At 62.5% G+C, this 15,635-nt stretch carries 6 protein-coding genes; all 6 read right to left on the bottom strand.

Annotation, left to right across the window (positions count from 1 at the left end; genetic code table 11):
- A complete protein-coding gene (locus G154_RS22605; protein WP_023985514.1) occupies nucleotides 1-2,898 on the bottom strand; it encodes a helicase-related protein in 2,898 nt (965 codons plus the stop codon).
- Nucleotides 2,899-3,609: 711 nt separating this feature from the next.
- Nucleotides 3,610-3,900 carry a hypothetical protein gene (locus G154_RS22600; protein ID WP_162269041.1) on the bottom strand — a complete coding sequence of 97 codons (291 nt, stop codon included), beginning with the start codon at nucleotides 3,898-3,900 and terminating at the stop codon, nucleotides 3,610-3,612.
- A gap of 104 nt (nucleotides 3,901-4,004) precedes the next feature.
- Nucleotides 4,005-5,738, bottom strand: coding sequence for a DUF1998 domain-containing protein (drmB, locus tag G154_RS22595; RefSeq protein WP_019514463.1), 1,734 nt, complete (start codon nucleotides 5,736-5,738; stop codon nucleotides 4,005-4,007).
- The gene (locus G154_RS22590; protein WP_019514462.1) at nucleotides 5,735-8,944 is read right to left on the bottom strand and encodes a helicase-related protein; all 3,210 of its coding nucleotides are present in this window, start codon (nucleotides 8,942-8,944) and stop codon (nucleotides 5,735-5,737) included. The genes drmB and G154_RS22590 overlap by 4 nt, the downstream gene beginning before the upstream one ends.
- A 14-nt stretch (nucleotides 8,945-8,958) precedes the next feature.
- Nucleotides 8,959-10,773: a UvrD-helicase domain-containing protein gene (locus G154_RS22585; protein ID WP_019514461.1), complete on the bottom strand. Its 1,815-nt coding sequence runs from the start codon at nucleotides 10,771-10,773 to the stop codon at nucleotides 8,959-8,961.
- Entirely contained in the window at nucleotides 10,763-15,433 is a 4,671-nt protein-coding gene (locus tag G154_RS22580) for a DEAD/DEAH box helicase (protein WP_019514460.1), read from the bottom strand. The genes G154_RS22585 and G154_RS22580 overlap by 11 nt, the downstream gene beginning before the upstream one ends.
- Between the last annotated feature and the right edge of the window lie 202 nt (nucleotides 15,434-15,635).

The raw sequence follows: 15,635 nt of genomic DNA, 5'->3' as shown, positions 1-15,635 counted from the left end.
TCAGAGTTCCTTTCCGGCAACGGGGGTGGCAGCGGGCACGATGACCAGCAGCGGGCGGACCAGCTGCTGGGTGGGTGCCAACAGGTCGGCCAGGCGCTGCTCCTCGTTGATGCGCTGCCCGAGTTTGCCAACCTTCGAGCGCTGGACTCCGAAGAGCTCGAGTTGTTGCGCATCGGCGTGCCAGCGCTGGGCCCGCTTGCGCCACTGCGCCAGGCGTTCGGTGGTGACCTCTTCCTGCACGTCGAGTATTCGACGCATCTCGCGGCTGGCGTGCTCGACCGCGACCGGGATCAGCGCCTGGTAGCGATCGGGGTCGGCGATGGGTCCGGGGTTGGAGGCGCCGGGTTGGAGCCCGGTTTGCGTGGTGAGGAAACCGATGTCCTCGAGAGCCTCCACCATGCAGAAACCGGGGTTGGCCGGGTTCGGGAACTCGGCGGTAGAGAACACCCGTGAGATCAGTTGTCCTCGTTTGTTGCTCAGTGTCCCCATGAGCAACACAGTGGGGGCGTCCACGTCGCCGCGGATCGCGAACACCTGGTTGCGGCCCAGCGCCGTCAACGCGCGGTCGCTGGCCCAGTCCAGCACGGGGTGCAGCGGGCCGAGGAAGTGGGCCTCCGGCCACGTGGTGTTGTTGACGCCCTTGCCTTCTCGCGCGACGCGCAGTTGGGCGGTGCCCACCGTCGGGTTGGTGGCGAGCTTGAGGCGCTCCAATACCCGACCGTGGTGTAGGTAATTCTGCGGCAACTGTGTCAGCCGTTGCCGAAGGTCGCGGGGCGGGGACAGCTCGGCGATGCCGTGCGGGGCACTGACGGTCCAGCCGATGCCGCCCTGCTCCGGTTTGGCGTGCGGTTTGTCGTGGAATGCGGCGTGCAGTGCCTCGTCGAGGAAGGTCAGGTCGTCGGGATAGAGGCTTTGGCGGGGTGCGGCCGGCAGCGGCGTAGCGGTCGCCTCGGCTGCGTCGAACTCGGCGAAGAACGCGTCCAGGTCGTCCCCGGCAGCGACCTCGTCCGCGGTACGGACCGCGTCGTCGAGGTCGGCGCCTTTGGCGAGCACATCGCGGATCGCATTCTCCTCCTCGGTGACGCTGTGCTTGCCCATCAGAGAGGCCACGTCGCCGAGCGTTTCGTGAGCCTGGTTTTCCCGTTCCAGCAGCCGTGACAGCACCCGCAGGTCGCCGGAGAACTCGGGGTCGGAGGGTTCGAGGATCAGCGAGGAGATCACCGGCGGGTGCTTCTGCCCGTAGCGGTCGATGCGGCCGTTGCGCTGCTCGATCCGGATGAGGCTCCACGGGATGTCGTAGTGGATGAGGTGGTGGCACTGGGCGTGCAGGTTCACCCCTTCGGAGGCGACGTCGCCGGTGACGAGCACCCGGATGGGTGAGGTTTCCAGCTTGAAGTTGTCGACGATCTCTTGCTGCTCGACGTCGGAGAGTCCGCCGTGGAGCATGGCGATGTTCTCGTCTTTCAGACCGAGCGCCGCGGGCAGGTTCTTGCGCAGCCAGGTCAGTGTGGCGATGCGTTCGGCGAACACGACCGCCCGCGTCTCCGACCCTTTGCCGACGCCGATCTGCTTGAGGCGCTTGACCAATGCGGCGAACTTACCGGCCTGCTCTGTGAGCGCGGCCTCGTTCAGCTCAGCGAGAGCGTTGAGGGCCTTGATCTCGGCCCGCTGCGCAGGCACGTTCTGGTCCAGCTTGGCGCGACGCTGTTTGATCGACTCGGCCAGCGCGGCCGGCGAGGACAGGAACGCCTTGGCCAGCGTCCACGGGAACAACGCCTTGGTGTCGCCGGAATAGGGCGAGCTGCCGGTGGCGGGGTGCAGCCAGGTCTGCGACAGTTCGGCGGCGACCGCGTCCTCGGCGGCGGACGGCTTGACCAGCAGGTGCACCGGCTCGGCGCGCTCGGCCCAGTCGCTGCCGACCTCGGCGGCCACGTCCGGGCTGTGCCGGTGTCGACGGATCAGCAGGGACTCGACATCTTCTTTGGTGAACGTGCCGTCGGCGTGAACCACCGTCGGGTCCAGCAGCCGCAGGAGTTCGGCGAAGGACTCCTCCCTGCCGTTGTGCGGGGTGGCCGACGCCAGGATCAACGCCTCGGTGTTCGGGGCCAGGACGCGGGCCAGTTCGTTGTTCTGGGTGCCGGCGTTGGTGAGGTTGTGGGATTCGTCGATGACCACGGCGTCCCACTGCTGGCGTTCCAGGTGGGCTTTGTAGCGGGGGCTCTTGAGCGTGTCGATGGAGATGATGGCCCGCTTGAAGTAGGTGAACGGGTTGCGGGTGGCGGGCAGCTTCTGGCGGACCTTCTGGATGCCGGTCGAGTCGAGGCGGACGAACGGCAGCGCGAAGCGGCACCACAGCTCGTGCTGCATCTGCTCAAGGACATGCTTGGGCGTGACGATCAGGATGCGTTCGCCGCGGCCCCGACGTACCAGCTCGGACAGGATCATGCCGATCTCCAGCGTCTTGCCCAGACCGACTGCGTCCGCGATCAGGATGCGGGGGCGGATGTGCTGCGGGTCGAGCGCCTTGGTCACCGCCGCTTGCTGATAGGCCAGCGCATCGGCGAGCATGTGCGTCGACACTGTCAGGTTCTGGTCGCCGTACGGGACGGGCGTCTTCCTGATCAGTGCTTCCAGCCAGAGGCGGGAGTCGCGGTATCCCGAGGACCCGTCCGGGACGACCTTCGCCTCCCTGGGGTCCTGCACTTCGATGTTGTCGAGGCTGGAGTAGAACGCGGCGGTGGTCTCGGCGACCAACTCGGAGAGCCCACGCACCCGGACGAGCCAGCCGTCGGCGCCCTGCTCGGCTGAGGTGACCAGCCATTCCTCGTCGCGGATGACGACGATCGAGCCGGGAGCAACGTTGAGCTCGGCGGGGTTGGTATCGACAGCTGTGGTCACATCATCTCCGGGCGGTGGTGCTGGGGTCTTGGGGGTTGTGGTCGGCGGTTCTGGCCTCACCTGGGCGGGCGGTTCGTCTATGGTCTCGTGCGGCTCGGGGTCGAGCTCGCCGCGGTCGATGAAGGCCTCCAGGACGACAGCCCTCAGGGTCTTGGCGTTCCTCAGGCGGCGCAGATACTCCATCTGATCTCTGCGCTTCCTGAGCTGCCCATCCTCGCGGCGGGCGGTCCGGATGGCCGCGACGACGCGGTCACGTGACTCTTTGTCGTGAGAGAGCCAACGTTCACAAAGCGTTTCCCACGCCTCTTCGACGAAGTTCTCCTTCGGGCGGGCGCCGTAGGCGTCGTGCAGAACTTCGGCCGGCGCGAATCCGGTGCTGTCCTCGAACAAGCTCTGGCAAAGCCCATCAAGGAGTTCCTCCGGAAGGTTTGACCATCGAAACTTGTATCTAGGCACTGAACATCCACCGACCAGTCGCTAGAACTCCCGCTACTGTTGGCTCTTCCGTAGTGACCATAGGCGGCGCATCTTTAGTAGTCCGAGGTTCCCGGAATTCTCCTCGGCACTCGCACGAGGACGGCAACTGTCCGAACAGGTCGATGCGCCAAAACATGTTGAAGTCTCCAGCTCAAACCGTCGAGTGCGGGTGCGGCGAACGACCGAATCTGGACTCTCGATGAATCGGCGGTTGACGAACATGCGTCCAGCCGTTCACCGTTGCTCAGGCAGGACCGTGAACCCGTTCTCTGCGTTGTACGCCATCAGCCGCTCGGCGACGACTCGCGGCAGCTCGCGGTACTTGACCGGCCCCAGGTCACGGGTGGCCTTCCATCGGTAGTCGAGGTCACGCTCACCATCTGAGCCATCATCGAGCAGCTGCGGACCCCACACCGTCACCTGCACGAGAACACCGTCGGTCCAGTCGGCAGTGAAATAGGTCGGACGGAAGTCTCTGACCCGTCGAATGCCGTTTGCCTCGTCGGTGACCGCACCGCATCTCATGTCGCGAAGCTCCCCGTACTTGAGGGGGAATCTCTGATGGTGTTTGTCTTTCATCGGATCGCAGATCCTTTCATCGATCACCGCCGCTGTTTGATCGGCCATGCTCAGCGAGCGCGCTCCACGAGCTCGCTGAACAAGCCGACATCCTCACAACCGTCATCGTGGGTGCCGAACAGCAGCGCCCGGTCCAAAAACGAGTTGTTCATCTCGCAGGATGTCTCCGGCGCGAGGACGCAGGCATGACATGCGGCGAGGTTGAGCCCGTCGGTGCCGGACCCCGCCGATTCGATGCACACGGGGTCGGATGAGCACCAGGAGAGACGCTGCAAGCCCTCCCGGAGTGCCGCACCGAGGTGCTCTGTCTCCGCCATGGAGGCAACCCCACCGAGGCTTCCTGCGGAATCCGAGCTGGCCGTGTAGACAAGCAGTCCCGCCATCTTGTCATCCACGAACAATCGTTCCCGCAGCGCGGCAGCCGGATACCCGGCGTCAAGAGATAGCTGATCGATGATGATGTGTGACAACGTGTGTATCGCAACCTTGACGATGTCGACCGGGGCAGACGGGCGACCATACTCTGCGGCAGAGCGGTCGGCCGCCTTCTGCAGGATGGCCAAGCGCATCTGGGCGTAGTCGCTTGCTGCCCACTCGGCAAGCGCATCACGGTCAAATGCGAGGAACACACCTTCACCGATCACCTCGATCGCGGGCAACCAATGCAGATGGGTCGGCGCGAGCGCACACAGCTTCTGGGCCGGGCCTGACGGGTCTGGAGCGCCATCGAGCCGCGTAAACCCTTGCAGCGCACGTACTTCTCGAAGCCTCGTCACCTTCCGTACGTCAGTGATCAGGGACTCGAAACCATCGGGGACATCGCGTCGGACACAGACAAAGTCCTGGTCAAGGCTTTCCTCTTCACGCCCTTCGACCAGTGCCTTGTATTCGTCGGCGCGGAGCTTGGCCTCAGAGACTTCCTCATCGTGTTCGCCCTCGCCACGACGCCGTTCGATCTCGCGAGTTATCTGATCGACGCTGAACCGTCCCTTGGACATCGCAGCCAGCCCCGCGAGCACGGGCGGGATAACGGCGGCCGGATCTTTCACCATCTCCCAGTGCTTGTCCACAAACTTCGCCAGCGCCTCTGAGTACGGCGGTATGGAGATGGAGGACCGCACGGCGGGGAACCAGACGTTCGAGGCACCACGCTGGACGGCGCGTGGATACTCGTTGCATTCCTCCGTCGTGTCGAGCCCGAGCCACGGTCGCAGTCCCCTGCACTTGCCGAAATCCACAAGTGATCCGGAGCCGATCGCCCCGTCAAGGCTTCGTTTGTCGACGCCACACGTGCATTCCAAGACCAGGTCACCAAGCGACGAAGTCCGTCCGAGCACGTTGAGCTTCATCTCGTGCCTGTCGTCCTGAATCTTGGCTTGTTGCCCAGTGTGCAGCCACCAGTAGACGGGGAACTCGTCGACGTGGCCGTTTCGACAGGCTCCGATGAGCCTGAAAGGGCTCAGGTCGACGTTGTCGTCCTTGCATTTGGCCTCGTTCTTGTCCTTGGACAGTTCTCCGAGTGACCCGATACGCCGGCATTTCGGACACACCTGGGTGTACGGGTAGCGGATGACGGGGACATCGCGCTTGCCGCCGGCGGGCGGTGCTTTGAGTTCGGTCACGCCGAGGGCCCTGGCCAGTCGCGGTTCGGAGATGTGTTCTGCTTTGCCGACGTTCCACTCATGTAGGCCGGCGATCATGAAGCTGGTCGATTCCGCCGGGAACAGTCCGCCGACACCGTATGTGCTCAGTAGCTGGCTGCGGCGAGCCTTCGCACCGTTCATCGGGGGACCTTCCTGGCAGGGATCTGGTACAACGTGCTTTCGGCGTCGACGTCCCGCATGCTCCGCAGCGTCGGCCACGGCGTCTCTCGGGTGGAGTACTCGATGTCTTCAGTTGTCAGCGCTTCGTCAGACGGGACGAGCAGCGACTCGTCGTAGTTGTTGGCACTGTTCCTGTATTGCAGATCCGGGCGAGTTTCGGCAGCTTCAGCCCAGACTTTGAGAAGCTCTCCGAGCTGCTGCTTGGTGTCCTCTGCTTCCTCCGGGTCGGTGACGGCCTGCGCGCGCTGCTCCAGGAACTCCACGAGCTGCGCGAGCTCGTCGTATCGAGCAGTCGCGTTGTGAGCCGACTCGTTGGCTGCGAGGTCATCGACCAGGAGACGGGCAATCGAGACGAGCACTCCGTGCAGTGCTCGATCCCGCGCGCGAGCGGCGAACGGCGTGGCACTGGTGGCCTCGACTGCGCGGTACAACGCTTGGTGATAGGGCACGAAGTTCTCGTAATGCGACCGGTCACGTGAACGTGCAGAGTTGAAGATTGTGACGACCAAACCAGGGTGCTGACGTCCGACGCGGCTGGTGGCCTGGATGTACTCGGCACTCGACTGGGGTTGCCCCATCACCGCCATCAGCCCTAGCCGGTCAATGTCGACACCGACGGAGATCATGTTGGTGGCAAGGACCACATCATTGGCCGAACCGGAGGAGACGTCCTTCTCGAGACTCTTCAGCGTGCGCGGGATCTCGGCAGACGGAACACGGCTGGTCAGCTCGACCGGCGGCCTCAGATCGCGCGGCGCCGCCTGTTTGCGCCGGGCGACAAGTTGTAGTCGGTCTCGAACGTCGCCTTCCACTTGGAGATTCGCGCTGCCGAGCACCCGGAGGCTATTGAAATATCCAAGGAGCGTCCAGTATGGATCCCTGGCCTCGGGGCTACCGGAAAGACCCTGGGCTGCCTGCAGTATGGCCGCGTAGACCCGAACCATCAACGTCGCGTGACTGGTACCCGGCGCCATCACACCGATGTACTCGCGCGTGCCGTAGAGGTCGCGCGGAGCCGGTTCTGCGAAGAAGGACTGATCGGGATCAATCCCGGGGGGTGGGAATTGCTCGGCGCGACGGTTGAACACAGCGCAGATCTGACGGTCGGCGCGGCGGATGGTCGCCGTCGAGGCGATGACCTTCGGACGGCCGCGGATGACCCCTTCGGATGTCAGTTGTCCACAGGCGGCGTCGATCGCGGCTTCGTACAGCCCGACGATCGAGCCGAGCGGACCGGAGATCAGATGCAGCTCGTCCTGGATGATCAGGGACGGCGCAGTACCGACTCCGTCCCGGGCAAACAGGTTTCGAACTTTTTCGTTCCACGCCATCTGCGCGAATTTGTCGACGGTGCCCAGGACGAGTTCCGGTCGCACTCGGTAGATGTCTTGGTCGACGACATAGGCCGGAAGCCCGTTTCGAAAGTCACATGCATTGTTCCCGCACGCAATCCTGAGCCGTTCATCAGGTGGCTTGACCACCGAATAATGAGTGTCGTTCAGATCCTGACCGCACCACGGGCACTGGGTCAGCTGCACCGGGTTCTTCTCGTTCAGTTCCCGGCCATCGGCGATGGCGTTCAGTGACTTACGAGCTTCGACCAACGTGTTCGGGGTGGCCGCCTGTCCAACCCACAGGCCGATCGAGAACGGGCGGTCCCCGAGGTCGTTCTCACGCTGACGTATCCGCTCCAGCGAACACATCAGCATGGTGGCACGTTCGAACTGTTGAATTGTCAGCAGCCGCAGGGTGTAGCGCATGATGACGGCCACACCGAGCGTGTCGGAGTCTTTGAGCCGGCGGTGAAAGATCGTGAACGCAACCAGACCGAGATAGGCCTCTGTCTTGCCACCACCGGTGGGAAACCACAAGAGGTCCGCAATGTCGCGGTCCTCGTGATCCGCATCGGCAAGGCCCGGCAGATTCAACAGGATGTAGGCGATCTGGAACGGTCTCCAACTCTGCGCGGCTCCGTCACCCACCGCCCCTACGGCACCGCTTCGGACCCAGTCCTGGCGTGCACGCTGCATCTGCATTGCGGCGTTCGCGAGCCGGAACGCACGTCCAGCATCGGCATCGGTGACGATCAGATCGATTCCGTTCTGCATTCGTTCAGCCGCGTTCCGAGCACGCGCGACATGCTCCTCGGCGACGACCTTCAGGCCGTCCTCGACGTCGGCCTCGCCCCGCTGAACGCTCTCGCTCAGCCGGTCGATCCACTCCCGGTACTCGGTGACCAACTGGCCGAGATTCCAAGCCAATTCGTCGTCGGAGGCATTGCTCAAGAAAGACATTCGAAGGTCTACAGCGGAGCTGACACCGCCGGGTTTCGCCCTGGAGATCTCCTGACGAGGAATGAAGGTAGTTGACACCCCGCCGACGTGAGAAGACGTTCCGTCGCGATCCCACGTGGCAGCACAACCGTGGCCGATCGCGAAGACCCGCGCGTTGCGGTACAACAATGCAGCCGAGCGTAGGTCGGCATCCTCACTGAGTACACCGTACGAGGATCGGTCGACGATGGCCTGTTCGGGCGACCGCGCTTCCAGTCCGACCTGAAACCACGCAAACCCGTCACGCAGTTCGCCCTTGGGCGGCACCTGTGTATTGCGCAATGCGACCGACACCGCTACTCGCTCGTTTTTCGGAACACGGGTGTAGACGTAGAGTTGAAGACCCGGTACGACATCGATCCTTCTCGCGCCCGGCGTCGCGACGTCCCAGTCGATGAGATCGATGACCTGCGGGTGACGCGTCCAGGAGGCCGGCTTTTCGATCTGCTTACGCCGCGTCGGACGCTGAGAATCAGCAGAGTCTTGATGCCCGCCGGCACCCGTTGGAACGTACCTGGCTGCCGTGACGGCGATTTGCACCGATGAAGCCATTGCCAAATCAACGGAGAACGTGATCCCCATCGAGGTCGGATAACGCATCAGTGCCTGGGAGATTGGACTGTCACCGACGTCGTTCTCCTCGGCCTCCCCGCTGACGGGCTCCGCTGCTTCCTGCAGCACACCGTCTGCCGGCCAGAGAACACCGGCGACGTACCGGTCCAGCGGAAGATCGGTGATGACCTCGTCATCCCCCTCCCCCGGTCCGACCAGATCCTTGATCAACTCATCGACGATGTCGTCGCGAAATCCGTATTGCTCAGCAAGATTTGCCATCGAGGCTTCAACTCCTAGGTTGTGTTCAAGTCAGGGCGGGCCAGGCCGGTTATTCGTGGCACCAGCCAGAATCCCGAGCTCCCGAGGCCGGCCATTTCCGACTCGCGGTAATCACCTGCGACTGTCTCCACCGATACCAGGGTGAGCCCATCGATGACCGTCGGGCGGTTCTTCAACCAGCCGAACGTCTTCTGAAAGGTGCTATCGAACGCAGCGCTGGTGCGTCCAAGAGGTTGCTGATCTTGTGTCACCAGCAGGTACGACGGGGATTCATCGGTGGACTCGGCTTCGTCGAGTTCCGCATAAACTCTCATGCCGACCTGATCCAACGATCGCAGTGTCTGTTGGATCTGACTGGCATCGACTGTGTGTGTCGATGCCGGGTATGCCGTTTCCACGTCGCCGTAAAGGAATTCGAAGGCCTTGGTCCATGTCGCCCCGCGCTTCTTCCTGCTCCAGGCTTCCTCTTTGAACCGGCCGAGCCGATCGTCGGCCTTGATCTTCGTCTTCGACTGGGGCAACCTGCAGGTGTAGATGTGATCGCGCGCTCGGCTCAATGCCACGTATTCGCGACGCACCCTCGTCCAGCTCTCCTCGTCTTCCGGCAACCAGTTGGGATCGACGATGAAGACGGTATCGAACTCCAAGCCCTTGGCGCGATGGATGGTCGACACGATCACCGAGCTGTAGTCGGGTTCTGTGAGGGGGAGCGGTAAAGCCCGTGCCTTGACAAGACTGTGAACTCTGCTGATGTCCAACGAATCATAACTACTCGTGCGGCCTTCGATGGACTTCAGCTCCGCCCACTTCTGCGACACATCGTTCTCGGTCAACAGACGCTCGAGCGCGGCTTCGACCTCAGATTGGCGTTCCTTTGGTCCGGGCAGCGGACCGAGAGCACCTGCAATCCACCGCGCAGCACCGAAATCCTGGGACTGCCTGCGGACAGCGTGCGCCACAGCCTTTTCGTTGAAGTATCGCGAGACCCGTAGTACTTCTGCATTGGTCGTGCACAGGACCGCAGTCCTCTTACCTCGGTCCGGGGTGACGAGGCTGTACCAATCGGCGATCTCTCCCCGATCCGGAATGTCGAGCAACAGATCCTCGATCAGTTCCTCGGCAATGTCGCCATCGTCGAGTTCTCGAAGCTTCTCACCCAGGACAACGGCTTGTTTCGGCATCTTTCCCTGGGCTCGGTAATTCTTGCCCAGGCCGACGGTGTCGCAGCCGAAGGATTCGGTCAACGTTTCGAAGACCTTCGCTGCGGAAGTCCTGCTGACAGAATCATCGAGCTGGAAGTCGTATACCCCCTGCAGTGGGTCTCCGAGCGCTGTGATTCCGGCATTCTTGTCAAGCCGGTTCAGCAGCGCCAGCACGAAATCTGCCCGGTCCCCGACCAGGTCTTGTACCTCGTCGAGGATGACGTGTCGCAGGAACTCCACGTCTTCAGGCGGCTGTTTCGCCTCCCTGAGCACCTGCGTCGCACGGCGAATGCGGGCATCGAAACTGCCTTCGGGTTGGATGTCAACCGCCAGCAACAAGACGCTGGCGAACGAGTCGAAGGTCCGGACGTTCGGTGCGGCCACGTCCCGCACATCCAACCGGGTTCGGACAGCAGATACCGCGGCACGGGAGAAGCTCAGGACGAGTACCTCATCCGAGGGCACCAGCCCCTCGTCCTGGACGAGGCTGCGGATTCGGCTGACCACAACCTCGGTCTTGCCTTGGCCGGCTCCAGCGATCACCAGTAGCCGCGCGTCAGCGGGTGCTTCGACTACGTTGAGTTGCTCATCATTGAGCTCGACCTCCCACATGGTTTCACCCGACACCGGCGGACTCCTGGACCTGATCTGCTTCGGTAATCTCCTTCAAGGTCTCGTAGACGATGCTGTCGGCGAACTCAAGGAGGTTGTCGAGCATGTTGACTATGAGAACTTCTTCGGTACCACCGTTCTTCGGCCCGCGTAGACCTCGACCCACCATCTGCATATATCGAACCTCACTGCTGGTTGGACGGGTGATGTACACGGCATCCGTCTTCGGCGCGTCAAACCCTTGAGACAGCACCGCGTAGTTCGTCAGTACCTTCAGCTCTCCCGCCTTGAACCGCTCGATTGCCACCCTCCGATCCTCGGGGCTCGTGTCTTGATCGATCGACGCCGCGGATCGGCCCTGGAGTGTCAGCAGGGTCGCGAGAGTCTGGGCGTTCTCGACCGATGCGGCGAAGACCACGATCTGCCAGTCCTGTGGCCTACCCATGATCGAGTCGACGATCGTACGGGTACGGTCCTCGTTACGACCGAGACGGATCTCGGCGCTCTTGGCCAACCATCCGAGCTTCTTGAAGTCATCGATCTCACGGTCAGACAGGTCGATGGACACGCCGTCGATGATCTCAAGACGGGCACGCGCGAGCACCCGATCCCGCTGCAGCCGCACCTGCGGGAGATCCTCGCCGAACACTCCTTCGTCCAGCTGATTGCCACCGAATCGCCGAAGCAACAGTTCGGTTTGCGCGCTGTCACGGCGTCCTCGGAACGGCGTTGCCGTCAGCCCGACCAGTGTCTTGTCGCGCTCTCGGATCGATCGACCCAGCCACTCCAGAATTGTTGTGTAAGAGGGGGTGTAGGCACCGTGCGCCTCGTCGATGATGACGATCGGTGCTTCGGCCAACCAGGCATATGAGTCGTTGCCGACGGCCCGCGACTTGATCTTCTGCCATGTCGCCACGACGACCTGGACACCGCCGACCTCCTCTTCCATCTCGTAGGACGACCAGAACCGGCTGCAAATGAGTTGTGTGTCTTGCCGTCCGACAGAACGCCACAAATAAGACCACGCATCGATAGCCTGCTCGCAGAGCTCTTCCCCGTCTGCCAGCCACAGGATCGGGCCGGCGAAGGCGCCGCTCGAGCTGAACCGGTCGAGGTCGCCAGAACTGATGGCTTCGATGATCGTCTGGACCGCCACGCGTGTTTTGCCCGCACCCGTCGGCAGCGAAATGTAGGCGCGTTCGTTGCTGATCAACACGTTGCGCAGTCGTTCTGACACCACTTGCTGATAGTCATGCAGTTTCTCGAGCTGCGTCGGGCCGTCGATGTACTCGGTCGGCTTGTTTCGCTGCCGTGCCGGCCGTCCCGCCCACTCGTCGCCGAAGCCGAAGTTGTTCACCCACTTTCGGGTGGCGAACGATCCCGCCCAGGTGGAGGGTGGCGCGACGGGAAGTCCAGCCGGATCGACCTTGCAAGCACGTTCCAGCGCACGGACACCCAGCATGCTCACACACAACTCGGCCAGCGCATGCCCGCGCGGCTCCAGAGTGCCCTCGTTGACGAGGTAGCTGAGAGCATCCTTCGGGATGAGCGGTCGTAGTCGATCTTCTCCGACGAGCATGAGGAGACGTTCAGCATCTGATCTCGCGTTTCTCACCGCACGGACCTGCTGGGAGTTCTTCCTTCTGTCCATGTCCTTGAGTAGCGCGTCCACGTGTCGATCGGAATCGTCGTAGAGCAGCTGCCCCAGAACTTGTTTCAGCATTTGTGAGTCGGTGGTTCCGGTGACAAGAATTCGGTTCGACTCACGGCCGGATGCGCATGCAATGCGCACTTCCGGCTGTCCTGGAACGGCTGCAACCTTGCTCAGGGAGAGGCACTTCTGGAGGATCAGACCATCGAGTTCGCCATCGGTTTCAAGCGCGTCCAGCACCGGGAACACGTCGCTGAGGAGGACGGGCTCTGCACTCGTTTCGTACGAGTAGGTCACGGGTAGGCCGCGATCTTCCAGACATCCCCAGAATGTGCTGAGGGAATGCACATCTTCGGCGGAGTCGACCAATATGCACGGTATGCCGAACTGCTCAAGCTCGGCCAGCGCATCCGAACTGTGCACCACGGCAACGCTGGTGCGCTCGCATTCCGACCACTCGCCGCCTCTGTGTATCCACATCAGCTCCGGCGGGCCAACCTCTTCGTGAGTCCAGCACCACCACGCATAGCTCTGGCTCACACGTTGAATGTCGTTCTTTGCGACGTGCGCCTGAACAAGCTTGCGGAACCCGGTCGGTTCGAGATCGCTGATTTTCGTCTTCAGCTTCAGTACCCGCTCAGCGTCGGGGCTAAGAACAACCTGGGTCACACACGGCAGCAGTCCGTCCGGTGCGTCCTCCACGTGAGCGACGAAAGCGTCAGAAATCGGTGTCGGTCCGAGCACTGTCGGCAAGAAGCCCTCCTGCCTCGCCCACCAGATTTCGGGCGCGACGTAGCGGGCGGTCTTCGGTACGTTCGGGTGGCTGACTCTTACACGCGGGACGTCAACATCGTTGAGGAGGGCGACAGTCAGAGCGGTCCGGTTGGTGACGCTGAGGTCAGGCAGACATTCGAGGGGTCCCAGAACAGCATCAAGGCCATCGATGACGAGCGCTTGACGCGGCTGGACTCCCAGCGAGAGTTCGTCACCGATCCGATGCCGGACCTCGTTCGCGTACTTCGACACCCACCGCTCAGTCGACCCAGCAGCCATCCGTGACGGCCGGGATCGCACCCCCAACATGTACAGAAGCTCCTGATCACTGGCGTGGTACGCGCCGTCGACCAGGTAGTCGCCATCCTCTCGGAGCTGTTTCAGACATTCGCCCGCGAAGTACAGGCCCTGCGGGAGCACCCATCGGCCATTACCGTTCTTCACGTTGATGATTCGCGCGGCGCGACCTTCGAGGACGCTCTCGAAGGCTTCATGAACCCGGTGAACACCAGACCCACGCATTGCAATCCACAATTCGTCCCAGTCCACCTTGCCCGTGCGCCTGAGCTCGGTGAGTAACTGGAGCATCTCGCCGCCGTCTTCGAAGGCGGTGACTCCGAGCGCCTCCAGTGCGGCGACTGCCGTGGCACGCGCTGCTACATCGCTGTCAATGAACGAGCTGCCCTGCTGGTCCGGCTTGGTCCGCAGGAAGCAGCGCCCGCGTACCGGCTGGGCCATCGACCCGTTCTCAAGGAGCACGATCCGGGCGTCTCGGACTTCCATTTCCGTGTTGCCGCCTTTGCCGATCAGTTGCGCAGCCAACTCGACCGCTGCTGCGGACTGGCTCGGCCCCGGCTCCGCCACAACCGACTGCAGCCAATGAAGCACCCTGCCTGGAGGCTTCACGCGGTCGCCGTCGCTCATGAGGCGATCCACTTTGGACCTTCGCTCAGTGGTGCTGGTGCATTCCGGGTGGACCCAGTCGCCACGATTGCCCGCGACCGCCAGCCACATCTTGGCGTATTCCATGACGTCGTCCGGCACACGCTGCAGCGCAGACGGCGCCCGCAACTGACCGTCCAGATCGGGCAGACACCGTGAGTCCCTCAGTTCCCGGTAAACGGGCTCATTGAGTACCTTGTCGGCCCAACTCCTGGCTTCCTTGCCGCGGGCCGGAAGAACATCGATGTATCGGCCATAAGCGTCGTCGTCGACCAGATCCTTCCGCGCCGAGACGACAAGCTTAGGTACGACATCTTCGAGAATCTCCAGATTGAACAGGCACTCGATCACGTTGATTCGGTCGTCAGAGAGCTTCCAAGGTGCGTTGATCCGGCCGCTGAGGGTGACATCGGACTTCACCGGAAAGTAGGCGGACAGCCGGCCGACACCCACCGCACCGCTCAAGGGCAGCGCCCAGCTGACCATGACCGAATCCCTCCGAGCCGAATGACCTGCCGACTCCAGCGCGCGGGATGAAGGCTCGTGCTGTTTGGATACGACCAACCACTCCCTGTCGCCATCCGGCGTCGTCAGGGTGACCCGGTTCCCCTTCTTCGAAGCCGCAAATCGGCGTGACACAGGCTTGATGTGATCGACCAGATCGAGGATCCGTACATGCGGCGCAAAAAGATTGAAAGACTCGTCGAACTCCTCCATCTCAGTGGAAAGCTGCGATTCCGCTCCGTCCTTGAGCGGCACCTTGACCACGGTGGTCGCCCACGTCGACAGCTCGGCGAGATGCGGGTCGGTGCGAAATTCTGCCACCGGGTCGAGCGTCCACGCCAGGCGAAGCGCCGGGATGTCCGACGGTTGATAGTGCCGTTCCAGCTCGGTCGACAGTTGATCTGCCGACTGCGCTCGACTGAACTCGAACGACACCGATCGACTGAAGACCTGCGGATTGTCCGAGATGCCACTGATCGACTTGAATCCCAACCCGAACCGCCCGATCTCGGTGCCGATCTTGTTGGACAGGTGAGTGTACAGCAGGGCTCGAACACCCGTGTCCTCGAACGCTTTACCCTCGTTCGCGACATAGAGCGCGCCGTCGGTCAGGCTGACTTGAATGCGTCCCGGTGCGCCCTGGAGCGCATCGGCCGAGTTCTGGACGAGTTCCTGGATCTGCTTGCGGCCATACCCGCCCTCAGCAATACCGCGCTCCTTGCCGGCGTCCTCCTCCACGCGGTTCGGATCCTCGATGTAGACCCGAATACATCGATCGCGAAAATCATCGACCAGTCCCCCCAACGCAGGATCAGGATCGGTCCAACTCCTGGCTACCACGGCTCAGCCCCCACCAATCACCGACAGCAAATATTGACTGCGACGCTGAACGTCGCCTCATAAGTGTGTCTATCATTCGCGTCCGACAATTTGTTGTCACTCCGCGAGAAGATCTCACGATCGGCTGTATTCGGTACCGGCGGTCCGACGGAAATCAGCTGCGCGC

Origin of the sequence: Mycobacterium sp. VKM Ac-1816D, assembly GCF_000416385.1 — a bacterium.
In the GTDB taxonomy this organism is placed as follows: domain Bacteria; phylum Actinomycetota; class Actinomycetes; order Mycobacteriales; family Mycobacteriaceae; genus Mycobacterium; species Mycobacterium neoaurum_A.
This window is presented reverse-complemented; position numbering and strand designations above follow the sequence as displayed.